The organism is Chitinophaga sp. 22308 (assembly GCF_052045305.1).
GTDB lineage: Bacteria > Bacteroidota > Bacteroidia > Chitinophagales > Chitinophagaceae > Chitinophaga > Chitinophaga varians_A.
This window is the reverse complement of sequence record NZ_JBQEOP010000007.1, coordinates 325,213-348,756: the sequence shown is the minus strand read 5'-3', so window position 1 is coordinate 348,756 and position 23,544 is coordinate 325,213. Positions and strand designations below refer to the sequence as shown.

At 49.8% G+C, this 23,544-nt stretch carries 28 protein-coding genes; 9 read left to right on the top strand and 19 right to left on the bottom strand.

What is annotated here, in order from left to right; genetic code table 11:
* Positions 1 to 257: 257 nt before the first annotated feature.
* Both ACTJJS_RS27435 and ACTJJS_RS27430 read right to left on the bottom strand, forming a co-directional pair.
* Complete coding sequence (locus ACTJJS_RS27435) at positions 258 to 1,067, bottom strand: phosphatase PAP2 family protein (protein WP_440666642.1); 810 nt, start codon at positions 1,065 to 1,067, stop codon at positions 258 to 260.
* A gap of 57 nt (positions 1,068 to 1,124) precedes the next feature.
* Positions 1,125 to 1,643: an FUSC family protein gene (locus ACTJJS_RS27430; RefSeq protein ID WP_168874215.1), complete on the bottom strand. Its 519-nt coding sequence runs from the start codon at positions 1,641 to 1,643 to the stop codon at positions 1,125 to 1,127.
* A 105-nt stretch (positions 1,644 to 1,748) separates the two neighbouring features.
* Here ACTJJS_RS27430 and ACTJJS_RS27425 point away from each other — a divergent pair, with 105 nt between their 5' ends.
* Complete coding sequence (locus ACTJJS_RS27425) at positions 1,749 to 2,807, top strand: PCMD domain-containing protein (RefSeq protein ID WP_440666639.1); 1,059 nt, start codon at positions 1,749 to 1,751, stop codon at positions 2,805 to 2,807.
* Positions 2,808 to 2,824: 17 nt separating this feature from the next.
* Positions 2,825 to 3,586, top strand: coding sequence for an outer membrane beta-barrel protein (locus ACTJJS_RS27420; RefSeq protein ID WP_440666638.1), 762 nt, complete (start codon positions 2,825 to 2,827; stop codon positions 3,584 to 3,586).
* Positions 3,587 to 3,691: 105 nt separating this feature from the next.
* On the opposite strand, the gene ACTJJS_RS27415 is transcribed toward ACTJJS_RS27420, so the two are convergent.
* On the bottom strand, positions 3,692 to 4,213 hold the full coding sequence (locus tag ACTJJS_RS27415; RefSeq protein WP_440666636.1) for a VOC family protein: 522 nt from the start codon (positions 4,211 to 4,213) through the stop codon (positions 3,692 to 3,694).
* A gap of 27 nt (positions 4,214 to 4,240) precedes the next feature.
* Between ACTJJS_RS27415 and ACTJJS_RS27410 the strand changes: the two genes are divergently transcribed.
* Entirely contained in the window at positions 4,241 to 4,870 is a 630-nt protein-coding gene (locus ACTJJS_RS27410) for a hypothetical protein (RefSeq protein ID WP_440666635.1), read from the top strand.
* A gap of 6 nt (positions 4,871 to 4,876) precedes the next feature.
* On the top strand, positions 4,877 to 5,404 hold the full coding sequence (locus ACTJJS_RS27405; protein ID WP_440666634.1) for a hypothetical protein: 528 nt from the start codon (positions 4,877 to 4,879) through the stop codon (positions 5,402 to 5,404).
* Positions 5,405 to 5,435: 31 nt separating this feature from the next.
* On the opposite strand, the gene ACTJJS_RS27400 is transcribed toward ACTJJS_RS27405, so the two are convergent.
* The gene (locus tag ACTJJS_RS27400) at positions 5,436 to 6,593 is read right to left on the bottom strand and encodes a threonine synthase (protein ID WP_440666632.1); all 1,158 of its coding nucleotides are present in this window, start codon (positions 6,591 to 6,593) and stop codon (positions 5,436 to 5,438) included.
* A gap of 61 nt (positions 6,594 to 6,654) precedes the next feature.
* A complete protein-coding gene (locus ACTJJS_RS27395; RefSeq protein WP_440666630.1) occupies positions 6,655 to 7,554 on the bottom strand; it encodes a LysR substrate-binding domain-containing protein in 900 nt (299 codons plus the stop codon).
* A 148-nt stretch (positions 7,555 to 7,702) separates the two neighbouring features.
* Between ACTJJS_RS27395 and ACTJJS_RS27390 the strand changes: the two genes are divergently transcribed.
* Complete coding sequence (locus ACTJJS_RS27390; RefSeq protein WP_440666628.1) at positions 7,703 to 8,878, top strand: acyltransferase family protein; 1,176 nt, start codon at positions 7,703 to 7,705, stop codon at positions 8,876 to 8,878.
* Between the two features lie 6 nt (positions 8,879 to 8,884).
* On the opposite strand, the gene ACTJJS_RS27385 is transcribed toward ACTJJS_RS27390, so the two are convergent.
* From ACTJJS_RS27385 to ACTJJS_RS27360, 6 genes are all read right to left on the bottom strand, one after another.
* Positions 8,885 to 9,556: an ABC transporter ATP-binding protein gene (locus tag ACTJJS_RS27385; RefSeq protein ID WP_440666626.1), complete on the bottom strand. Its 672-nt coding sequence runs from the start codon at positions 9,554 to 9,556 to the stop codon at positions 8,885 to 8,887.
* A gap of 2 nt (positions 9,557 to 9,558) precedes the next feature.
* On the bottom strand, positions 9,559 to 10,821 hold the full coding sequence (locus tag ACTJJS_RS27380; RefSeq protein ID WP_440666624.1) for an ABC transporter permease: 1,263 nt from the start codon (positions 10,819 to 10,821) through the stop codon (positions 9,559 to 9,561).
* Complete coding sequence (locus ACTJJS_RS27375; protein ID WP_440666622.1) at positions 10,818 to 11,915, bottom strand: efflux RND transporter periplasmic adaptor subunit; 1,098 nt, start codon at positions 11,913 to 11,915, stop codon at positions 10,818 to 10,820. The genes ACTJJS_RS27380 and ACTJJS_RS27375 overlap by 4 nt, the downstream gene beginning before the upstream one ends.
* Positions 11,916 to 11,923: 8 nt before the next feature.
* Positions 11,924 to 13,255 (bottom strand): TolC family protein, encoded by a 1,332-nt coding sequence (locus tag ACTJJS_RS27370; RefSeq protein WP_440666620.1) that lies wholly within the window; start codon positions 13,253 to 13,255, stop codon positions 11,924 to 11,926.
* A 64-nt stretch (positions 13,256 to 13,319) separates the two neighbouring features.
* Entirely contained in the window at positions 13,320 to 13,784 is a 465-nt protein-coding gene (locus ACTJJS_RS27365) for a GbsR/MarR family transcriptional regulator (protein WP_168874203.1), read from the bottom strand.
* 85 nt (positions 13,785 to 13,869) lie between these two features.
* Positions 13,870 to 14,472: an FMN-dependent NADH-azoreductase gene (locus ACTJJS_RS27360; RefSeq protein ID WP_440666618.1), complete on the bottom strand. Its 603-nt coding sequence runs from the start codon at positions 14,470 to 14,472 to the stop codon at positions 13,870 to 13,872.
* Between the two features lie 134 nt (positions 14,473 to 14,606).
* On the opposite strand from ACTJJS_RS27360, the gene ACTJJS_RS27355 reads away from it, so the two are divergent.
* Positions 14,607 to 14,954: a winged helix-turn-helix transcriptional regulator gene (locus tag ACTJJS_RS27355; protein ID WP_440666616.1), complete on the top strand. Its 348-nt coding sequence runs from the start codon at positions 14,607 to 14,609 to the stop codon at positions 14,952 to 14,954.
* Positions 14,955 to 14,970: 16 nt separating this feature from the next.
* On the top strand, positions 14,971 to 15,345 hold the full coding sequence (locus ACTJJS_RS27350; RefSeq protein WP_440666614.1) for a VOC family protein: 375 nt from the start codon (positions 14,971 to 14,973) through the stop codon (positions 15,343 to 15,345).
* A 212-nt stretch (positions 15,346 to 15,557) separates the two neighbouring features.
* Here the strand turns inward: ACTJJS_RS27350 and ACTJJS_RS27345 are convergent, their stop codons facing one another.
* The 3 genes from ACTJJS_RS27345 to ACTJJS_RS27335 are packed head-to-tail and all read right to left on the bottom strand — an operon-like array spanning position 15,558 to position 17,635.
* Positions 15,558 to 16,256, bottom strand: coding sequence for an alpha/beta fold hydrolase (locus tag ACTJJS_RS27345; RefSeq protein WP_440666612.1), 699 nt, complete (start codon positions 16,254 to 16,256; stop codon positions 15,558 to 15,560).
* 54 nt (positions 16,257 to 16,310) lie between these two features.
* Entirely contained in the window at positions 16,311 to 16,922 is a 612-nt protein-coding gene (locus ACTJJS_RS27340) for a Crp/Fnr family transcriptional regulator (RefSeq protein ID WP_440666610.1), read from the bottom strand.
* 32 nt (positions 16,923 to 16,954) lie between these two features.
* On the bottom strand, positions 16,955 to 17,635 hold the full coding sequence (locus tag ACTJJS_RS27335; protein ID WP_168874192.1) for an NAD-dependent epimerase/dehydratase family protein: 681 nt from the start codon (positions 17,633 to 17,635) through the stop codon (positions 16,955 to 16,957).
* A gap of 156 nt (positions 17,636 to 17,791) precedes the next feature.
* Between ACTJJS_RS27335 and ACTJJS_RS27330 the strand changes: the two genes are divergently transcribed.
* Positions 17,792 to 18,445, top strand: coding sequence for a hypothetical protein (locus ACTJJS_RS27330; RefSeq protein WP_440666608.1), 654 nt, complete (start codon positions 17,792 to 17,794; stop codon positions 18,443 to 18,445).
* Here ACTJJS_RS27330 and ACTJJS_RS27325 read toward each other — a convergent pair.
* A complete protein-coding gene (locus ACTJJS_RS27325) occupies positions 18,440 to 19,852 on the bottom strand; it encodes a PLP-dependent aminotransferase family protein (RefSeq protein WP_440666606.1) in 1,413 nt (470 codons plus the stop codon). The two genes, ACTJJS_RS27330 and ACTJJS_RS27325, sit on opposite strands and share 6 nt — an antisense overlap.
* A 93-nt stretch (positions 19,853 to 19,945) precedes the next feature.
* On the opposite strand from ACTJJS_RS27325, the gene ACTJJS_RS27320 reads away from it, so the two are divergent.
* A complete protein-coding gene (locus ACTJJS_RS27320) occupies positions 19,946 to 20,395 on the top strand; it encodes a GNAT family N-acetyltransferase (protein WP_440666604.1) in 450 nt (149 codons plus the stop codon).
* A gap of 62 nt (positions 20,396 to 20,457) precedes the next feature.
* Here ACTJJS_RS27320 and ACTJJS_RS27315 read toward each other — a convergent pair whose 3' ends face one another.
* The 4 genes from ACTJJS_RS27315 to ACTJJS_RS27300 form a co-directional block, all read right to left on the bottom strand.
* Positions 20,458 to 20,847: a DoxX family protein gene (locus ACTJJS_RS27315; protein WP_440666602.1), complete on the bottom strand. Its 390-nt coding sequence runs from the start codon at positions 20,845 to 20,847 to the stop codon at positions 20,458 to 20,460.
* A 236-nt stretch (positions 20,848 to 21,083) separates the two neighbouring features.
* On the bottom strand, positions 21,084 to 21,395 hold the full coding sequence (locus tag ACTJJS_RS27310) for a hypothetical protein (protein WP_168874187.1): 312 nt from the start codon (positions 21,393 to 21,395) through the stop codon (positions 21,084 to 21,086).
* A 142-nt stretch (positions 21,396 to 21,537) separates the two neighbouring features.
* Positions 21,538 to 22,809, bottom strand: coding sequence for an erythromycin esterase family protein (locus ACTJJS_RS27305; RefSeq protein ID WP_440666600.1), 1,272 nt, complete (start codon positions 22,807 to 22,809; stop codon positions 21,538 to 21,540).
* 87 nt (positions 22,810 to 22,896) lie between these two features.
* Entirely contained in the window at positions 22,897 to 23,418 is a 522-nt protein-coding gene (locus tag ACTJJS_RS27300; RefSeq protein ID WP_440666599.1) for a GNAT family N-acetyltransferase, read from the bottom strand.
* Positions 23,419 to 23,544: the final 126 nt, after the last annotated feature.

The window sequence follows — 23,544 nt, the reverse complement described above, 5'->3', positions numbered from 1 at the left end:
TTGACTCACAAAAAAAACAGAAAGAAACCCCCAATTTTGCCTGACGTTTTTTTTTAGGGTGTTTGTAACCTTGTGCTGTCTTTAGTTTTATTAAGTTTAGTAAGTGTCTGTATTACCCCTATTTTTATGAATATTTGGTTGTTACCGCTTCCGCACAAACGGCAGTCGTGCTACATGCGTGCAGGTAATAAGCAGGTGCCGGGAGAGTATCGCTATTGCTGGCGTTGAGCCTGTATAGCCTGTAATGGCTATTGTGGTTAACGGCCAAAGAAAGCGATGCTCAGCCCGGCGCTGTGCCATTGTGTGTTGTAGTAAGGTAAAATAACCGTAGAGGCGTGCCTGTTAGTATCCCTGAATAATTTGCGTTGTATCCACGGATACACCCAGTACGCTGCTTTGGTGCTAAGGATACCGAACCCGGCACCTGCCACCACATCACTGAACCAGTGTTTATTGTTGTACATTCTTAGTGCGCCTGTTGCGGTAGCGGCAGCATAACCTGCGATGCCGTACCAGGGGGAAACATCCTTGTATTCCTGGCGGAGAAATTCGGCCGTTGCAAAAGCTGTTGCCGTATGTCCGGAGGGGAAAGAGAGATTATCGCTGCCATCCGGGCGGGTTTCGTGTGAGGCATGTTTCACCAGCTCCACAGATCCGGCGGTAAACACCGCGGAAATACCCAGGATAATGGTCCTGTCGCGGAAATTGTGTTTGCCATGCACACCGGCAGCATTGAGCACATATACGGCAGCTGCGGGCGCAAACTGCAGATAGCTGTCCACCGTGGTATGAAACCCTGAATGGTCTTCCTGTATTTCTTTATTGGTACTGTGATTGAGATCGGAGAGCGGATGCCATCGTAAGGCTGCCACGCCATAACCGATCATCACTACCGGGACCACCAGGCCGGTGGCCGTGGTGCGGAAAGCCGGCGCTGGTGCAGGCTTTATCTCCAGGTGAAAAGAGTCCTTAACGGCGGCAGCGAGGGAATCGGTCTGTAACTGGGCCTTTACAGGGCTGGTCATGGCGCCCAGGGCCAGGCCAGTGGAAAGTATCATCTTTTTCATGCATCACTCCTTGACCTTCCAAATGTAGAAGGCAATTCTGGAGGAATTCTGTACTTGTTACTCACCGCCGCGATCAGTTGTTTTGGACAGGATCATCTCAGCGGTCTGTTTCGTATAGCGGTTATGGAAAATAAAGGTGATCAACAGCCCCAGCACACAGCCGGTCAATACGGACAGCACCCTGCCCACGGCCGTGTCCCACAGATGTGCGCCCGCTTCATGCGTCATTACGATGATGGTGGCCGCCAATGCGGTGCGGGTAGCAGCTTCCAGGTTAAAAAGATTGCACAGCACCACCGTCACGCATACGGCCACGCTCATGGTGATCAGCAGGTTAGGATGACATAACAGCAGCAAAAAACCCGATATCGCGCCAATCACATTGGCCTTGATGCGTGTAACCGCCAGGGTAAGGGCGTCCGAACCGTCCGGAGATAACACCAGCATCACAGAAATCAGTACCCATACAACATCCGGATAATCGAGCAGCCAGGACAGGAACAAGACCACCAACACGCCACTTATACATTTGGCGGCATAGATCAATATCCTTTGAATGCGTGTTCTGTTCATCATTCCACAATGTTATGACTTTTGTTACATATACCGTTAAACATATATGTACAGTATTGAAAATAGATTCCCTACCTTTGCCGCTATTTCGTTAACCAATTGATAACCATGAAACTGCGGAAACTATGCTACGTCGTGGCCGTCGCTGGGTCGTTGCAATCCTGTATCAAGGATGCACCCATGAACCCCGAGGCCGACATTGAAACATTTACCCTCGATAAGAGCCAGCTGACAAGTGATGTATTTATTGACCAGGCCAATAGCACCATCAGGCTGTACCTGACACCTGAAGCCTATGCTACAGGAATTGCGCCTAAACTAAGCCTCTCCACTGGCGCTACGGTCACGCCGGCATCCGGAGACTCGATTCATTTTGATACCGGAATACACCAGTACGTGGTAACGTCTGCTAATGGTCATAATAAAAAGACCTATAAAGTGGAAGTTGTCAACGTAGGCTACTGGAAGTGGGACTTTGAAAAATGGATGATCAATGATGATTTCAAATATCAATATCCCATTGATGAGGACAGTGCTGTTACATGGTCTTCCGGTAACCCTGGTATTGCCTATTCCGGGGTAGATGAAGACCCGATGGCATATCCGCTTCGTGCCACCACAGACGCTTACCACGGTAAATATGCAGCAGAGATGGTGACGCGTGAAGGTACCGTGCTCTCTGGTTGGGTAGGCATTAAACTGTTTGCCGGATCGATGTTCCTGGGCGTATTTAATATTGAGAATGCGTTTGCCAAACCACTGGAAGCCACCGAGTTTGGACAACCCTATAAAGGGCAGCCGCTTCGTTTCACCGGTTACTATAAATACAAGCCCGGAGCACAATACCAGGACAAAGCCGGCAAGATTATTCCGGGTATGATCGATTCCTGCGCTGTTTACGCGGTATTGTACACCGGTACCACCCGGCTGAATGCGACCAACATCCACAGTTCAGACCGTATCGTGGGCACGGCCTACCTGCCTGATGGTTCCGCCCGCGAAAACTGGACCCGCTTCGACATTCCTTTTATGATGAAACGAAAGGTTGACGGCAACGAGAAACTGATGATGGCCATCGTAGCCTCTTCCAGTAAAGACGGCGATAACTACAAAGGCGCCATCGGCAGCCGCCTGGTACTTGACAGCCTCGAAATTGTTCACGAATAAAGACCCTTCATTAACCGATGAATATAAAAACAAAAGGACTGCTGGCAGCTCTGTTACTTGCAGCCGGACGGCTCTCCGCCCAACAAAGCGATAAAGAAAAACCAGATTTTCAGCCTCACCTGGAACACCGGATCATGGCCGGATTTAATTTCGGCGCCACAGCACCGGTAGGCCTGCCCAATACTATCCGGAAAATAAACAGCTACTGGCCGGAATTCAGTCCCTCGCTGGGTTATGAGCTGGGCTACTGCATTACGCCAAAATGGGGCGCTGCTGTGGGTGTAAAGCTGGACTATAAAGGCATGGGCACCAAAGATCAGGTACTGTATTTTCCTACCATCGTCACCACTGAAGATGGCGGTACCTTTGCCGGTGACTTCTCCGGTAAAAACCAGACGACTGTCCGTAATGCCTATGTGGTATTTCCGCTCAGCGCCACTTTCACGCCCAATAACAAATGGCGTTTCAACCTGGGTGGTTATGCCGCCTGGCTGTTCAGCTCCAATTTCTATGGCACTGTGTCAGACGGTTATATCCGCAACGGTGGCCCTACCGGCGGGAAGGTAGCCATCGACCATGCCACTTTTGATTTCGGAACAGATGTCCGCAAATTTGATATCGGCCTGCAAGGCGGCGCGCTACGCAAGGTAGGGAACAAGCTGGAAGTGATGGGTAATCTGAACTGGGGCCTGAGACCTGTATTCGACAGCGAATTCAAAGGCCTGGACTTCCCGTTGTATAATATCTATCTGACACTGGGAGTGGCTTATAAAATCTAACTATATAAAGAGATAACGAAAAGCGCGAAGACACCTGTCTTCGCGCTTTTCGTTTTTTAAACGATCCTGCCAGTTAGCGGGCCAGGTATTATATGTCCGTGTACGTTATTTAGCACCTACAGGTTCGCCATATGCGGCTTCTATCGCTTTCAGGTCCAGCTTTTTCATCCGGAAGACAGCGTTCATCACGCGGCTGAGGCGTTCCTGGTCTTTGTCAACGAGCATTTCCGCGATCTGCACGGGAGCTACCTGCCAGGACAGGCCGAATTTATCTTTCAGCCAGCCGCACTGGTCCGCTTTGGGATCACCGCCAGCACGCAGTTTCTCCCAGTAGTAGTCTATCTCTTCCTGTGTCTGGCAATTCACCAGAAATGAAATGGCCTCATTGAATTTAAAATGCGGGCCACCATTGAGGGCAATAAAGGTTTGTCCGTCGAGGGTGAACTCAACCGTCAGTACAGAACCGGCCGGCATGCCGTGTATTTCGTGCCCTGCCTCGGTGTAATGGGATATCCTGCCTATAGATGAATTAGGAAAGATCGATGTATAAAATTTAGCCGCTTCTTCGGCCTGGTGCTCAAACCATAAATGCGGTGAAATACGTTGTGAAATGATTTTGTTTGCCATAGTTTTTTTATTTTAACAGCTAGTGAAATGGAGATGTTTGATAACAACCTAAAGGTAAAAAGCCTTGTTGGGCCGGCAGGGGGGAGGGGGCGACTTTGTGAAGGGGTGTTTGCGACATCGGAGCAAATTCTTTATTTTCGACGGATGAACTGGCTGCCAACGAATAGGTATACCTTACTGAGCCCTCTTTCTCCCGATGAAGTGATGGCTGCATTGCAGGCGAATTTCTCCTCGTATGATCCAAAGTTTTATTGGTATACTGAGGGGATATTGAATCCGGACCTGCGTTTCACAGGCACGGTTAATGGTAATACTTTTGTTATCAGCAGGCTTAGTCAAAAACTCAAAAGAAAAGAATTAATAAGGGTAAAGGGAACCGTCAGTAAATCCTTGCACCAGACAGCCATCGACATGGAGGTGGATATCATACCGCAAGTAACCACCATGTTTATGGTATTTGTGTTGTTGACGGGAGGAGGAGCGGCTGCATTTCTGTTGTGGGCGCTGTTTGAATGGGCCACTATCGGAGACATTCGCCTGGGAAAGCTAATCTATGCGCTGGCGTTGTTGGTCATGTGTGTGGTGATATTTGGCCGGTTCAGCTATGAAGATCGCCTTGCCCGGAAATTTATTAAACATATTTGTGAGGCACAATAATCATCCATGAAATTATTACCCATAGAACGTTATACGTTGTTAACCAAACTTTCTCCGGAAGAAATAAAAAAACTGCTGGAAGCTAATGTTGAGCCCAGCAGAAAGGGGCTGAGGGCTACCATCAACTGGTCTAAGCCTGCCACCGGCAAGCCTTATGAAGGGGTGGTGAAAAACAACCGCTTTGAGATCATCCGGATCATTGATTACAGAAACTCGTTCCTGCCGGTGATTACCGGCGATATCAGCAATGAGATCGTGCATACAGCTGTGAAGATCAGAATGACATTGTCTATTGTAGTGGCCGTGTTTATGACGTTTTGGATGGGAGGGGTTGCTATCGGTTTGACGGGATGTTTGGTTGAGATAGTCAACAGCATCCGTACCGGCAGCAAGTTTGAGCCACTTTTGCTGATACCTTTCGGTATGTTGATCTTCGGGTACCTGCTGGTGACACTGGGCTTTCGAAGTGAAGCGTCCAAATCACGGAAGTTCCTGCAGGATTTGCTGCAGGGGTGGGAAGAGGGCAAATCCTGAGCGGACCACGAAAGCCCGGAGGCTTTCATGGTCAACGATATTTGTACCAGGAACCGGTGTTGAACAGCAATACCTGTTCATCTTCCTGCACCCAGTCCTTTTCAATCAGTTTTTTCAGGCCCATATAAGTTGCGCTGCCTTCCGGGGAGAGCAGGATGCCTTCTGCCTCGGCAATTTCGGAGATGCCGGCTTCCATTTCCTCTTCGGTGACGGTCAGTGCTTTGCCGTCGCTTTGCCGGATCACTTCCTGCATCATGTCTTTTGCAAAAGGCTGTGGAACAGCCAGTCCATAAGCTATGGATGGATAACCGCTGAAGTCGTCCGGTAGGTTTCCGTTTTCGATGTACTGTACCATGGGAGCACAATTTTGAGATTGAATAATGATCATTCTGGGCAGCTTGCCGGTGATCCAGCCCAGCTGCTGCATTTCGCGGAAGGCTTTCCACATGCCTATCAGGCCGGTGCCGCCGCCGGTAGGATAGATGATCACATCGGGCAGCTGCCAATGCAGCTGTTCGGCGATTTCATACCCCATCGTTTTTTTGCCTTCCAGGCGGTATGGTTCTTTTAAGGTAGACATGTCAAAGCCGCCGGTTTCCTGTACCAGCTGGCGCGCCATGCGCCCGCAACTGTCTATCAGCCCGTCGGAGAGCAGCAGTTCCGCGCCATAGAGGCGGCATTCTTCCTGTAGTGTGACAGGGGTAAGCCGCGGCATGATCACCGTGGCTTTCATGCCTGCTTTGGCGCAATAGGCGCTTAAGGCGCCGCCTGCGTTGCCGGCGGAAGGAATGATACAGTGCGTAATGCCAAATTCAAGCGCTTTGGATACCGCCACGCTGATGCCCCGGGCTTTGAAGGAGCCGGTCGGGTTCACACTTTCATCTTTTAGTAATACCTGTACGCCCGTCCGTGCGCTGAGGCTATGCAGGGTGGTCAACGGCGTGCCACCTTCACCCAGGCTAACAATATGACGGGGATCAGCTACCGGCAGCATTTCGCGGTACCGCCAGATACTGTGGTCCCTTCCCTTGAGGAAATCAGGTGCAGGCAGGTCGCAGGAGTAAACAGCTGTCAGCGGTTGCTGGCAGCAGGTGGCGTATGACTGCAATATAGTAGCGTCGTATTGTTTGCCACACCGGGGACACTGCAAAGCAGTAAGGTGCGATATGTTTTTCCGGGTAAGTGTCATTCCTTGTAAATGTAGGCATGACCTATAACAAACAGCTGGTCGATTTTGTTATAACCTATAACTATTGGTTATATATGCTTCTGGCGTAGCGAATCAGTTTTTTATTCAGTTCACTGGTCTCGCCTTTCCGCTGAATGAAATAAAAACTTCTTTCTATATGCAGTCCTTCAAATGAAATCTCGGTCAGGTCGCCCTGCTTCAACTCCTTGAACACAGAGCGTTTGGGCAGAAAGCCTATGCAGCCGGATTCTATCAGAAAATTCTTCAGCGCTTCGGTGCCGCCCAGCCGAGCTTTTACCTGTAGCGCGTCAATACCGGTCTTATGTTTCTGTAAGGCGTCTTTCAAAGCCTCCAGCGTACCACTGCCACGTTCCCGCAGCGCTACCGGCATCCGCAGCACTTCCTTCAGCGGATAATGCCGCGTTTTGGAAAAGCCGCTTTTCCTGCCACAGACGGCAATCACCTGGTCATTGATGAAAGGATGGTACACCACATTGGTCAACTTGCCCCGCCCTTCGATAATGCCCAGATTGATTTCCTGGTTCAGCAGCGCCTCCAGCACGATCTCGGCGTTACGGTTCAACAGGTTGATCTCTACCTGCGGATATTCCTGCTGAAAAGCAGAAAGCACCTTCGGGAGGATGTACAACGCCACAGTAGTACTGGCGCCCAGCTTTAACAATCCTTTGGCCTGGTGCTTGTCGCTGAACGCGGCCATCTCAAACTCTGTCTCCGCCTGTATATTGGCGACCTGCAACAAACGCTTCAGCAAAAAGCTTCCGGCATCTGTCAGCGATATCTGAATGCCTTTACGCTCAAACAACCGCGTTCTGTAATATTCTTCCAGGTACTTCACATGCTTGCTGATGGCCGGTTGAGAAATAAACAGGGTCTGGCTGGCCTTAGAGAAACTTCTCTCCCTGGCCACTTCAATAAAAACCTGATGATGGGTGGAAAGCATAACGTATATCAATTACGAATGACGAATTACAAATTGAGGGCTGTATTGTAATAACAAGTTACAGGATTAGTTGCCGCAGAAAAAAAATAAAAAAAATAAAACGTTTCCTACTTTTGTAAAACACAAAAAAATCTTCCCAACAAACTTTATGTCCACCCATCCCAGGAACGCTGTTCATGCGTTGCAGTACAAGCTGGCGTCGCTCGATCACCTGCGCGCATTCGCCATCTTCTTCGTCTTTTATTATCATTACCGCATCTTCCCGCATCCGGAATGGCTGGACACGCCGGCGCGGTTTGGATGGACTGGCGTGGACCTGTTTTTTGTGCTAAGCGGTTACCTCATTGCAGGGCAGCTGTTCAAAGAGGTGGCAGACACGGGGACGGTTAAACTGAAACCTTTTTATATCAAACGGTTTTTCCGGATCATACCGCCATACCTGCTGGTGCTGGCATTGTATGTTTTGCTCCCTGTTTTCCGGGAGAAAGAAATGCTGCCTCCCTTGTGGAAGTTTCTCACTTTCACGCAGAACTTCGGCTTAAATCTCAAAACACATGGGACGTTCTCGCATGCCTGGTCGTTGTGCGTAGAGGAACAGTTTTATATCGTGTTTCCCTGTCTGCTTGCACTGTTACTGTATGTAAAAGCCGGCCGCAGGGCTTTCTGGCTGATACCGCTGCTTTTTGCCGGCGGCTTTTATTGTCGTTGGTGGATATATACGCAGCAGGTGGCGCCGCTCAGTGACAGTCCTAACTTTTGGGTGGTATGGTACCGGGCTATTTATTATCCGGTTTACAACAGGCTGGACGGTTTGCTGGCAGGCGTGTCCATCGCAGCGCTCTTCCGGTTCAGGCCAATGGCGAAGGAGTGGGCCAACCGTTATGCCAACCTGCTTTTCCTGGCAGGGCTGGCCTTGCTGGCTGCCGCCTGGTTTATAACGGAAGATAGCCTTTCCCTGGCAGCGACCGTATATGGTTTCCCGTTAGTGTCTGTTGGCTACGGCCTGATAGTGGCCGCGGCGGTATGCCCGCGTTGCTGGCTGTACCGGATCAACTCAAGTGTCACGACGTTGATTGCCACATTATCCTATGCTATTTACTTGAGCCACAAAGGCGTAATACACGTCACCCAGGACCTGGCAGGGACGCTCGGCCTCGCCAAAAGCAGCGGCTGGATGATGTTGTTATGTACCATTACCTGTATACTGGCAGCGTGGTTGATACGTATCCTGATAGAGAAGCCGGCGCTGAAGATGCGTGACCGCGTGCTGGGAAGGGCAACCATCGCCTACAACGCGCAGGGATCACAAAAGAAGGTGGCCTGACGGGCGTCAATCGGCAATCTTGCCATCTACCAAATGAATAATTTTATCGGAACGTCGGGCAAAATCATCATCATGCGTAACGGTGAGGATGGTTTGTCCTCGTTCTGAAGACAGCTGCCGGAAGAGATCGAACACGATGGCGGCATTTTGGCTGTCCAGATTACCTGTCGGCTCATCGCCCATAATGATCAGCGGTTCATTGATCAATGCCCGGGCAATGGCCACTCTTTGCTGCTGGCCGCCGGAAAGCATGGACGCCCGTTTGGTGGCTTGCTCGTCTACCCCCAGCAGTTTTAAAAGGTCCATGGCCCGGTGTTCTATCTCATCAGGAGCATAACGGGCCAGCTTCAGCGCAGGCAGCATCACATTGCGGAGCGCACTGAATTCGGGCAACAGATAATGGAACTGGAATACAAAGCCAATATGATGGTTGCGGAAGTCTGCCAGCCACCGGTTACGTTTGCCTTGCATTTCTTCACCATTGATACGGATGCTGCCTTCAAAAGCCGTGTCCATAGTGGACAACAGATAGAGCAGCGTGGATTTGCCGCTGCCCGATTTACCGGTGATGGAAACAAAATGGCCTTTTTCTATATCCAGACTGACGTTCGTCAGCACCTGCATTTTGGAGGGCTGGTAAAAATATTTGTTGATGTTCCTTACTTCAATCAGGTTCATGGTCATCCTCTTAAAATAGTGATCGGATCTACGCCGGCGGCTTTACGCGATGGCAGGTAACCGGCAAGGGTAGTAGTGAGAATACCGAAGGTGAAACCGGTAACATAGTACACAACACTGAAGCTCACCGGCAGATGGTCTAGGGTGATCATGACATCGCTTTTATACGGCATTTTTGAAATACCATAGGCCGCCAGAAAACCGAACACCAGTCCCATTAACGCACCGGTGATACCGATGATAAGCGCCTGTACCAGGAATATCCACCGGATGTCCGTATCGGAAAAGCCCATCGCTTTCAGAATGGCAATATCTTTCATCTTCTCATAAATCATCATGGTAAGAATGTTAAAGATGCCAAAACCCGCTACCAGTAATATGGTGGTGGCTACGCCATAAACAATCATTTTCCGCAGGGCGTCGCCTTCCAGCAGCGCGGAGTTGTCCTGTTTCCAGTCCGAGCCGTGAAAGCCGTACTTGGCCTGTAATTCCTTCGACATGGCCGGCGCCAGCTCCATATCATGTAATTTAATCTTGATGTCGGTGATATAGGAAACCGGCACTTCGAGGAAACGCTGCACGGTATTGAGACTGGCGTAACTCTGCTGTTTGTCGATGTCCGTAAGGCCGGTCTTGAAAATGCCCACTACCTTAACTGAAAAGTTGTTGCCCTTTTCTGTCGTCACTTCCAGCCGGTCGCCGGTTTTTACATTGAGCCGCCGGGCCAGCCCTACGCCCACCACGATGCTGTTAGGCAGGGTAGACAGTTCTCTGAAGCTGCCATCCACCAGTTTAGCCTGCAGGTTGAACAAAGCATTCTCTTGTTCAAAACGGATACCGTTGATCGTACCATTGATACTGCTGGAGCCGAGGCGGTAGAACACCTGGGTGTTGACGGAGCCGGAAACCGCAGTTACCCGCGGGTCCTGCTGCAATGCCTGTACTATCTGCGGCCCGTCTTTCAGGTTCAGCAGGATGTCTTTTGGTTTTACATGGCTGACCATATTGATGGTGCCCGGTTCGGCGCGGTCCAGTATATTGGAAGGGGCGGTCTGTATCTCGTTGTACAGGCGCAGATGTGGTGATTGTTCAAACGCGACCGCCTGTACGAAATCATTGGAGCCTTGTATAAAGCTGACCATAAAAATGAACACCGTGATACCAAAGGTGACGCCTGCGGTGGCAATCACCGTTTGTTTTAACCGCGCACGCATGTGGGTGAAGGCAATGGTTGCTGCCAGTTTGATATTGGTGAATATTTTCATTTTCCTTCTTTTGTGGCGATCACGTCGCCTGCTTTCAGACCGGATTTTACTTCTACCCAGTCGCCATTGCGGATGCCGGTGACAATGGCAGTTTTATGTAGTTCTTTGCCTTGCTGCAGGTATACGCTGTCGCCTTTCATCAGATAATCGGAAGGTATTACCAGTGCGTTGATGCGTTCCCGTATGAGAATGTTGGCTTCCACTGATGATTGTGGATAAAAGAGGGCGGTATCCTGTACGGCCGCTTCCACCTGGAAGCTGCGGCTTTCTTTTTGCAGCAGCGGAATGATCTTGTTGACAGTGGCTTCGAACTGTTTGCCCTTGTACACGTCGGTTTCAAAGTATACTTTCTGACCGGTCCGTATCTTGCTGATATCGCGTTCATCGACCAGCAGTTCCAGTTTGAATTGCCCCGGCAGGCCCACCATCACGATGGGGGCATTGAGTTGGGCCAGTTCGCCTGTTTTCAGGTATACTTTATATACACGCCCGTTGACAGGACTTTTCAGCACTTTCCCTTCGCGGCTTTGTGTAGTGGCGGTCAGTTGTTGCCGGGCCTGCAGCAGTTTGCCGGAAAGATCGCTTTGCAATGTCTGGTACTGGTCTTGCAGCGTTTTATATTCCGTGGCGCTGGTGGCGGCCTGTACACGGGCCTGTTCGGCGTCTTTCTCGGATACAGCTTTGCTTCGTGCCAGCTCCGTATATCTGTTAGCGTTAAGCGCGTCCTGTTCCTGTTTGGTTTTGGCCAGCGCGATGCGGCTCCTGAGTTCTGTCAGTGCGGCGGACTGTTCCTGCGCATTGCTGCCGGCCAGCGCCACCTGCCGTTGCAGGATGTCTACCTGCTCCAGTTGACCGGGAGTGCCCAGTACGGCCAGCACTTCGTTTTGATGCACGGTATCGCCCTCTTGTACCATTACTTGGAGCAGCAGGTCGGCGGAATTGGCTTTCAGGAAATAGTAGGCTTCAGGCATGATTTCTCCGGAAGCATATACCGCTTCATTCAGCGTGCGGGATTGCACGGTATAGCTGGCGGTTTTAGATTTGCAGGCGGTGAACAGTAAGGCCATTCCTGCGATGGAGAGCAATGTTTTCATGCAGATCTTTATTGATGTTGCAGATAGTTGAGTTCAGTGTAATGTTTATAGAAGTCTGTACGCGCGTCGTTAAGTTTGGCCTGTGCGTCGTAGAGGTCCTGTTGTATCTGTTTCAGTTGTATCATGTCAATGATGCCCTTGTCGATCTTCTGTTTGCTGAGGGCTTCATTTTCCTGTGCCAGCGCGATATTTTCCTTTTGCAGTTGAATGTCGCCGGAAGCTTTTTCAAGCAGCAGTTTCTCCTGGCGGTATTTCTTTTCCTGCTCCGATTCGTATTGTTTAAAACGGCTGGATGCGGCCAGCCATTGTGCTTTCATGCTGCGCGGTTTAGCGGAAAAGTTGGACCATGACAATGGAAAACGCAGTTCTACGCCCGCGAAGCCTACCGTAAACCAGGGCGAACGGGTGATGAAATCCATCTTGTCGCCAAATCCCAGCTGCTGGTAAGAACCCTTAAAATGCAGGCTGGGATAGTAGTTGGCCCGGGTGTTATGATATTCCTGAGCGGCCACGGCTACTTTCAATTGCTCGGTTTCATAGTCGGGCAACTGTGAAGTATGGTAGTCGTTGATATCGAGCGGAAGTAACGGACTGGTGGCTTGGGTCGTCAACTGGCTGTCCAGCGGAAAGCCCATCCAGAATTTAAGATCGAGGTAAGCCTCCTGTAATGATACGCCGGCCTGTTGTACCGCCTGCTGCCTGTTTTTCAGCAGCGTGGCAGACTGATTGAACGCAATTTTGTCTGTCAGCCCTTTATCAAATTGTAGTTTGATCAGGTCGTGGATCTGCTGATAGTTGCTGTACAGCTGTTGCGCTACGGTGAGATAATCCTGTTGCAGTTGTGCGCTGTAATAGGCCATGCATATGTTTTTCTGTAGGGAACGCTGTAAGGACCGGTATTCGCTGGCGCCGGCCTGTTGTTGTAACCTGGCCAGTTTGATGGCCTGCCAGGTTTTTACGTCTACCAGCGGCAGATTGGCTTCAGCGCCATAGTTGCCCATCCAGGGGGTGCCCATGCGGACCGGCACAAAGGTACCGGCTGGCTGGTTGACCAGTTCACCGGGAAATACCTGCACGGGAATCTTCCAGTAATTGTTTACCGCTGCGGTGACCGAAACGTCCGGGAGAAGTTTGGCGGTGGCGGCTTTGCGGTCTTCAGCCGCGGCAACGGCGGATTGCGCTTTACTCAGCAGTTCCTGGTTGTGGGTGCCGGCATAGTCAAGGCACTGTTGCAGACTCAGGGCAGTCGTAGGTTGACCGGTGTCTTTCTCAGGCATGGTCTGTCCGTCTGCTACCCGGAAAGGGATAGCCAGCAACAGTAATAGGATACCTGTTTTCATCTTAAACGTTTATTATTCTTTTAGTTCTGAACTTAGAGAACCAAGCGCGGCAAAAAAAAGCCCCTTATGAATGGGCCTTGTTAAGTGCGATGGTACGTTTCCATCTTTCCAGGATGAGCGGCAGTTCCACCAGCATCATTTTATAGAGCAGGGAAACATCCCCTAACTCCTGGTTAAGCTCATCATCAGTTTGACGCATGGACCTGATTTCATCCAAAATCTCAAAAAACATTTTAATCCTCGCGGTGAGCGTATCTTCATTGAACATAGAAGTCACATTAGGAGAGAAATAGCGTTTTCTTTGCCCACCCACGGTTTTAGACGAAATCATCCTCGCTGATTCCAGCATTTTAATGGCGTTGGACACAGCACTTTTGCTGACCCTAAAATACTCCACGATCTGTTCAAACGTTGCTTCATGGCCTTCACACAGTAACAGGTAAATATATGTCCGTGCCGCCACCGGAGTAAGGCCAAGGCCTTCCATGGCAACACTCAGTTTCTCTATCCTGTCTCTGTATTTTTCCAATGCTGTTGTTTTTGTCAACACAAAGTTGAAAAAATAAAGTTGGTTCTCCAAATAAAGAACCAACTTTATTTCCCTGATAATGACTTTAAATCGCTTCTACACTGGTTAATCCCTTCTCTACAGCGGTTTCTTTGGTGGCAGACAAGCCGGCGCCTTCTATTCGGTAGGTAGTAATATCTGTGATGCCCACAAAACCCAATACATACCGGAGATATGGCTCGGCAAAATCATACGGGCGCATCGGGCCTTCTGAATAAATGCCATTGGAAGCAATGGCGAGGTACACCTTTTTGCCGGTCAGCTGCCCGACAAACCCTCCGTCCTGGTAGTTCACCGTTTTACCGGGCCGTACAATGTGGTCTACCCATGCTTTGAGCGGCGCAGGCAGATTAAAATTGTAAAGCGGTACGCCAATCACAATAATATCAGCCTCCTGCATTTGGGTAATGGCCGTATCGGACGCTTCCAGCAATGCCTGTTGTTCGGAAGTAAGCGCCACAGAAGGGGTACGGTAGGCATCTACCAATTCCCTATGCAACCATTGCCAGGACTGCCCGGCCACATTGTTAACCACTACTTCCTTGTCCGGATTCCGCTGTTGCAGTCTTTCAACAATGCGGTTACCCAGCAGAATGCTATTGGAGGCGTCTCCGCGTGCACTGGATATGATATGCAAGATGTTTCCCATGATTTGTTTTTTTAGATATTTTTGTTAAGTTCAACAAGAACTTTTTGCGGTACAAAAGTACCTGCCTTTAAAAGCTATACTATCAACATAACCTGTAGGTTAGTGCTAACCTGCGGGATAGTAAAACCGGATATATGGAAACAATAACATGCGCAGAAAAATGCCAGAGCATGGTCCCCGCAGCGGAAGACGCGTTGTATATTATTGCCGGCAAATGGAAAGTACGCATCATTATCGCGCTGACCGGGGGCGACAAACGGTTCAATGAACTGCAACGGACATTGTCAGGTATCTCCGCCCGGGTGTTGTCCAACGAACTGAAAGACCTGGAACTGAATGGCCTTGTCAGCAGAAAAATACTGGATGACGGCACTATCCTGTATGTCCGCAATGACTATGCAGACTCGCTGAAAAACGTGATGAAAGAATTGGTGCAATGGGGACTGGAGCACAAACAAAAAATACGGAACCGGGAAATCTGACCGGAAAAAACTAACCATGATAAGACCTGAAATTATTATCGCCGTAAAAGACGTGGAGAAAAGCTCCGCGTGGTATCAACACCTGCTGGGCTGTGTAAGCCGTCATGGCGGCAGCACCTTCGAAATCCTCGCCGACCCCGGAGATGACACCGTTGTGTTATGCCTGCACAAATGGGCCGCACACGGACATCCAACCATGACAGATCCAACCCCGACACCAGGCAACGGATTGATCCTCTTTTTCCGGGTGGCCGCTTTCGAAGAAGCATGGAAGAAAGCACAACAACTGAAAGCCATCGTAGAAGAGCCCCCGCATGTAAACAACAACTCCGGCAGAAATGAATTCTCATTGAGAGATCCGGACGGATATTACGTATCTGTCACGGATTAATATGCATTGCAAACGTCCCAGGGCTGAAGCCCTGGGCTATGATTAGTTATTTGGTTTCTTTCAATTTTGGGCTCTTTCGTTTAGAGCTCAGGCATTAAATGCCATCCAACATAAACGATTGAATTCCTAATGCTAAAGAACCTGAACAACAAATCGTAGCCCAGGGCTTCAGCCCTGGGACGTTGTTTGAATATTGCCGATACACGTTTAAATTATTTCCTGAGAAACTCTTCCAGTATACGATTGAATTCCTCCGGACGCTCCATCATCGGGGCATGGCCACATGCCGGCAATATGACCAGTTGCGCCTGTGGCAGCAGCGATGCAAATTCATGGGCCACGTCCAGCGGGGTAATACGGTCATCATCTCCCCAAATCAATAACGTCGGGGTAGTTATTTCAGGTAAAAGGGGCGCAACGTAATTACGGTTGGCGGACTTGGCGTTTTGTACAATACGCAGGCACTTGACACGGTCCCGTGTGATCTTAAACACTTCCTCCACCAGAGCGTCAGTGGCTACCGCCGGATCATGGAAGGTATAGGCTACCCGTTCCCGGATATATTCATAATTGCCCCGTTTGGGATAGCTGCCCATACTGTTGTTTTCGTACAAACCGGAACTGCCGGTCAATACCAGCTGTGATACTTTATCGGGATGCCGGTGCGTAAAAAGGACGGCCACATGGCCGCCCAGGGAATTGCCAATGATGACCGGCTTTTCCAGCTGATGTTGTTGGATATACTTTTCCAGGGAATGAACGAGGTAGCTGAGATTGTCTTCCTTGTGCTGATCAAAAATAGGCAGTAACGGGATGTGAATATCATAGCGTGATTCAAAATGCTGTATAACACCTTTCCAATTGCTAAGCCCGCCGAAAAGTCCGTGTAATAAAATCATGCTTTGCTTCATATGATTATTTTTTTGAAGCAAAATTATCAGTTCGTTCTTTCAGCGTCCGTGATCTCAATCACAAAAGTTGCGGGACTGGTCCAGCAGGTATAAACGCGCTCTGCTCAAGGCTTCGCGGCTGGTGTAGAGGTAGCGGGCGATATTAGTGAGGGATATTTTCTGGATAATGGCGGGTCGCCTTTCCAGCAGGAAACGGTACCGCTGCAGCGGCGTTTTCAGCGAAAGGATATACTGGTGCTCCGACTGCTGTTCGGACAGCTCCTGGAACAACTGCAGGTTGACATGCAGCAGGTTCATATGAAGATCGTACAGCGGCTGCAGTTTTTTGATGTTCATACGCAATATCACCGCGTCTTCCATAGCGGTGATGCTGACTGCTGACGGTGCTTTCTTATTATAGCTCTCACAGTTGGCGAGGAAGTCGTCTGCAAAACCAAAGCGCACTATTTTTTCATTGCCCTCCTCATCGAGGATAGAAAACTTAAACATGCCGGAGAGAACAAAAGCGGAGTAGCGGGCCACTTTACCATAACGCAGAAAAGATTCTCCTTTGCGGATATGTTTTACTACAGCTATAGCGTCCAGCAGCTGCCATTCTTCCGGCGTCACCACCGGGTACTTTTTCATCAGCCGCTGATACCAGGATGGAAGCTCATGAGTTGTCATGGCGTAAAAATAATGGAAAATTACGGGAATTATCAGCAGCTGCTTTTGGCCAGCCTGATGATATCTTTTCCGTTGATGATCTGCCGGGGATAGTCCAGCAGCGTAACATTCACCATCGCCTGGCCCAGCTCCCGCAGCGTACAGAAATAATTGGGCTGTATGATCCTGCCCACGGGGTACAGCCAGTTGATGAAACGGTAAAAGGTATGGGTGTTTTTGAGCCCTTTGGTGGGTCTGATGAAGCCTGGCCGGAAAGCATATACTTTCCCGAATGGCAGCTTCATCAGGTCGTTTTCAGTTTTCCCCTTTACCCGTGCCCAGGCACGACGGCCTTTCTCTGTGCTGTCTGTTCCGGCGCCCGACACATAACAGAAAACCATACCGCTGTTCTGTTCGCTCAGTACACCGGCCACCCGCATGGTAAGGGTATAGGTGAGATGATAATAGGCATCCTGACTGATGCCGATGGAGGATACGCCCAGGCAGAAATAGCAGGCGTCATAACCCCGGAGCTGCTCTGCAATAGGAGACAGCTCCAGGAAATCGTGATGAATAAGCTCTGTTAATTTGGGATGACTGACGCCACTGGGCTTGCGGCTGATCACCAGCACGCGCGCTACCTGTGGGTGATGCAGGCATTCATGAAGCACCCCTTCACCCACCATACCGCTGGCACCGGTAACAATCACTTTCAGTTGCCGGAGTTCGTTCATGGTGATGTTTTATATACAGTAAGTTAATAGCTTTTGGCCAGTTGCCCAAATCAGCGCACCAGCGGTTGTTAAAAGGGCTTTTGTGCCATGTCGCGATCAGGTTGCCCAGCGTAAAGAATATTTGTTTATACTCCTTTTTATTCCATTTTTGCAGGCATGGAAAACAAACTGAAATTTATCATAGAGCGGTTGCTGGGCAGGAAATTACAACCGGAAGACGGCGTCAGCGCAGCGGAAATAACGGAAGCGGAAAAAAAGTCAGGCAGTCCTTTGCCACCTGTGCTACAATCTTTTTACCGGCTGGCCGGCAAAGAAGAAACCGTGATGGACAGCTTCCAGCATTTTACACCGCTGGAAACGCTTTTCACAGAAGGAGACAAACTGGTTTTCCTGGAAGAAAATCAGGGTGTATGTGTATGGGGCATCGCCTTGAATGAAACGGCCAATGACCAGGCTACCGTATATCAATGCCCGTATCCGGATGATAAATGGTACGCGGAAGATGATACGTTGAACGCTTTTCTCGAAGCAGTCCTGTACTACCAGTTTGCACAGGGCGGCTACGAATGGGTGAGCGCCCTCCATACCGGTATGGATGATAAGGAAATAGCGATGGTATTAGAAGACGCGCAGCATTGGGAGAAGGTGGTCAACCAACCTGGTAATCTGATCATCTACTGGTACCAGGATACCCTGGTATGGTATTTTCCCGATAAGGAAGGAGGTGTCAGTGAAACCCTCTTTGCTTCCTGTCGCACAGAAGACGCCCTGGCGTATATGGAAGACCGTTACAGCTTTAAAGAACTATAGATTCCCCGCAATCCTGCCCAGCTGTTGAAGTTTGCGCTGCAACTGATCTGACCAGGGCATGCCTATCGCTATCCGAAGGCAATTGTCAAACTGCTGTTGTAGCGTAAACATCCGCCCCGGCGAAATACTGATCTTCTGCCGGATGGCCTGCTCATAAAGCTCTGTTGCATCAATGTCTTTGCATAGCTCCACCCAGAGCGACAGCCCCCCTTGCGGCCGCGATATACGGGTGCCTTCAGGAAAATGGGCCGCAATTGTATTCGTATAGCGGATGCAGTTAGTATGCAATGTATCCCTTAACTTACGCAGGTGCAGGTCATAACCGCCGTTTTCCAGAAACGTGGCAATAGCCTCCTGGGTAAGGGGAGAGGTGGACAACATATGTACGTATTTCATCCGGAGCAGCTGCTCCTTATAACGGCCGGGCGATACCCAGCCTACGCGGTAGCCCGGCGCCAGTGTTTTGGAAACAGAACTGCACCACAATACATTCCCCGTTTTGTCAAAAGCTTTGCAGGTGGAAGGCCTGGAGGCGCCAAAATACAGGTCGCTATACAGATCGTCTTCTATCAACGGTACCTGATGCTGGTCCAGCAGCTGCACAACGGCTTTTTTGTGCGTGTCCGGCATGCAACAGCCGAGCGGCGTACTGAAATTGGGCACCAGCAAACACAGGTTGATATCCTTAACGACAGCCTTTAGTGCTTTCAGGTCGATACCCGTTTGCGGGTCAGTAGGCAGTTCCAATACCCGCAATCCCATGCTCTGTGCCAATTGCAGGATACCGGAAAACAGCGGGCTCTCGGTGGCGATGGTATCGCCGGGTTTGGTCAGGGCCAGCATACAGAGACTAATAGCATTCATACCTCCACAGGTGGTGATGATATCATCGGGAGATAAACTGCCACCCCACATAAAACTGCGCCTGGCCACGGCCTGGCGTAATTTTTCGTTGCCCGGCAATGGCTCATAACCGGTACTGCTGTCTTTCAGTTCTCGGGACGCTTTCAATAAACATTTGTTGAGCTTGGCCACAGGCAGGAGTTCCGGGGCCGGCACACCGACGGAAAAGAACGTCACGCCTTTGCGGTCTGTTCCGCCATATATTTTACTGATCAGCTGGTCGGGGATGGAGCGGCTGTCTTTCCCGGATGGTTTGCTGGCGGCAGGTAAGGGCAACTGCCGGTGGCTCGTTTGGGCGACGAAGTAGCCGGATTGCGGTTTGGAGGTGATCAACGCTTTGCTTTCCAGATCAAGATATACCCGTTTGGCGGTGTTCATGCTGATCCCCTGTTCCTGGCAGATAATACGGATGGAAGGCAGTTTGTCGCCCGGCTTTAATACGCCGCCACGGATCAACTGTGTGATCTTCTGTGATATCTGTTGGTAGATATAGTCCTTCTTCATAATCCCCGGTTGTTAACTGTGTCTGTCAAAAATACAAAAACTGTAACTGTATCCATGTGCTGTTTTTCCTCATTTTTGTTAAAACTTCTTCAGATGGAGATAAAAACAGGTATCGCGCAAATGGACCTCGCGGCAATACATCAGTTCCTGCAAAACGATTCCTACTGGGCCAAAGGGATCGATTTTGATATAGTAAAAGCATCGCTGGAAAACTCTTTTTGTGTCGGCGTGTTCCTGGACAACAAGCAGGTTGCTTTTGCCCGCGTCATCACAGACTACCATACGTTTGGCTGGCTGGCAGATGTGTTTGTGTTGCCTGATTACCGGGGCAGGGGTATTTCCAAAAGTATGATGCGTTTTCTGACAGACCAGCCCTGGGTGGGAAAACTGCGCCGGTTCATGCTGAGCACGCGCGACGCACATGAGTTGTACCGTGGATATGGTTTCAATAGCCCGGGCAATGCGGCGTCAATAATGGAGGTACACCGGCCGGACGTCTATCTTAAACGCACGTCCGAAGAAGCGCCCCATGTGCCCGGATAAAAAAAACGGGGAAACTGGTGATGCACCAATTTCCCCGGACAGGTCATGATATTAATCAGCGGTTAATCTTTACGCAGGGGTATCAGATTACGGACACCGTTGTCCTGCAGGTATAATCCTGCCCAAGTGAGCACGCCTATAACTACAGCGAACCAAAACGGCTGCGCTACACGGATCATAATGGCCACGGCGCCGCCAAGGTAAGCCGTAATCAGAATGGCGCCGAGTACGGCTGTACGGGGAATAGCATACAGAATGGTAGCGACCAGCAGTACAAAACCAATGAATTGTACCTGTGAAGCCGGCCATCCCAGCGCCACAGAGCCTTCCATGGAATATTTATTCTGGATCACTTTCATAATCGCATCAAACAACATAAAAAGAATCACGATGATACTGATCACTTTGCCGGTGATGCGTACTGATTTGGTAGGAGCTGTTATCGTTGTCATGTGTGTAGTTTTTTTGTGTAGGTTTTAATGAATAGTAAATTTTTTGTTTGTCAATCGCCATCAAATCTTTCCGGAAATCCTTGTGGTGATTGACTGATACAAAAGTAGTGTCAATTGCGATAACGTATGTTGTGTGAATCCGACATTCTTAGGGGGTGTTTGCGGCGAAGTGTAAAATGAGACAGCAGCAGTGTACTGCTGCTGTCTCATTTTGAAAAAGATAAAAGGGGAAACGCTTAACAGTGGCTCTCTGCTAGTACTGCAGCAATGTGCTCGCTGGAAAAAGTAACTTCATCTCCCTGCTGTATTGTTTTTACATGTCGGGTGGGAGAGAGCAGAATACCTTTGTACTGATGGGCTTCCACGGCCGTGACTCTCGCCAGCAGCCGCTCTGCTTTGCGGCCGGAAGTACTGAAACCATAAACGAAAAAAAGACACACCGTGTCGCCGTGGGTCAAACGGGATAACTCTTCTGCGGCGGGTTTACTGAATACTCCGGGATTTTCTGCAAGGATCGCGGATACGTTCTCGAACTGTATTGACGCCATATGGTTAAATTGATTATTGGTTGCTGCGACGAGGAATTATTCTAAGATAGGAATAATTTAGGAATTTTCTGATGCACGATTTTTTGATTTGAAAGCGACCTGATCAACCTTAAATCAAAAACCGTACATCAGAAAAAAAGGCTCAACGATCTACCGGCGTGGAGGCGTGTATGTAAAAAAGACCGTCGAAAATCTCCGGCCAGATACCTTTCGTCGGGATAAAGTCAAACAGGGTGGCCTGTTGTTTTTGCTGCAACCAGCCCTTGGCGGTGCGGTAGTCTGTAAACGCCTGTGCATAACCGCCGGCATCAAGCTGTCCCTCCACGCTGCCCGGCACTACGGGCGGTACATTGGCGGTTTGACCGTTATTAAAATCAATGTAAGTTCCGGTAGAACCGGAGAAGCCGATAACATACGCTGCTTTGCCGAAATGTTTGCTCACCGTGGCGCCCATAGGCACATATGTTTGCAGGAAAGGTATGGGCTTGTCATTAGCGTCTGTTAGCTGACTGGTATTTTTGGAGATGTGGATGTTATGTGCCCACACGATAATTTTTTTACCAGGGAAGGCTTTCTCGGCCAGCCAGATAAAATTTTCTGCCATCTGCTTGTCGCGCACGCTTAGCTCATTGCCGGTCACAAGGCCCCAGTAGCGCAATGCCTGCGACTCGATACTTTCGGTGATTTTTAACCAGAAACCGGGAGCGGCAGTGAAGTGTGCCGGTTTGTCCGCTTCTTTGGACAACGTGGCTTTGAGCTTATTCAGTACTTTGAAAAACGTTTCTTGTTCCGCAGCGGAAGGCCTGTACTGGTTGGAGGCAAAGGTGGCCAGGGCAACGCGCTGAAACAGTTGCCAGCTGCTGTCCGGAAGGGAGATGTGTTTTTGTTGCAGAAACTGGTCAAAATCGGGGAATAGCTTCGTCTTGGCAAATTCGCCGGAATGCTGGCTCTCGAAACCGGTCACGACGAGCGGCGTACGGCTTTTCACGTTTGCCTGAATGTAATCATGCAGGGGCTGCATCTGTTTACTGGTGGCATACATGAAAAACAGGCTGCCTATGACTTCTTTGGAAAACTGTCCGCCTTTGACGGTGTTGTCCCAAATACGGGCGCAGTCGTACAGACCACTTTCAAATGCCAGCACTTCAAATCCCATCTTTTCATGCAGGAATTTAATAAGCCGTGTTTTGGCGAGAAACGTAGTGGCTTCTCCGTGTGTCTGTTCCCCGAGCAGCACTATCCTGGAACGGCCGATAGCGGCGCGGAGCAGCTCCAGGTCTGCATAGCGGTCGTCCGACGGATCTATGGAACGGACCTCGACGGCGTTGGGAATATTGGGCGCCTGTGCGGCGACTGTCTGGTTGTAGAGCGTGAAGGCCAGTAACAACGGCCGAAGGGATTTGCGTATAAGCATAACTGTTAGTGCATAAAATGATGTGCCAGGAAGTCGGCCTGTCCGTTTAAAAGTACTATCGGGCCTGCCTTCCTCCTGGTAATTTAATCATTTTCGCCTGATCAGGTATACACCCTGTAAGGGCAGCGCTTCCAATTCATCCTGTTGACCTGTCTGCCGGAAATTGTTTTCCTCAAAGTAGGGCAACAACGGGTTGCCGGCATGCTCATGCATCCACAGGGCGTCGTAGGATTGTCCTGCCTGCAGGCACTTTTTCATTAATACCGCTGCGCAGTTGCTGTGCTGGTATTGTTGCAATACGCCAAAGCCGGCCAGCCGTTTTACCTTTTTTTCAGTGAGTACGTCCGGCCGTTTCCCGGCGGAGGTGATGAGCGCATATCCGGCCGGCTCCTTGTCGGCATATACCATAAGCCATTGATTGGAGAAATTGTTGATGTCCGATGTGAGTTGTTGTGGCGTAAACCTGCTCAGGTAATCATCCAGCTGAGCGGAGGATAACAGTTGTCCGTATTTTTCCCTGGCCAGTCCGGTGATGAGGGAAAGCAGGGCCTGTATGTTGGCTTCATTGACAACCACAAATTTGGTGGTGATGTTCAGTACGGTCTCCATTGCATTATTCATTGTTTCATGGCAAAGGTAATCCCGCAGCCTGCCTTTGAGGTGGTACACATCGTATAAAAAGAAGTAGTACAGTTGCGCGTTGTGGCAGGCAACAGTCGCATTTTGCCACCATTA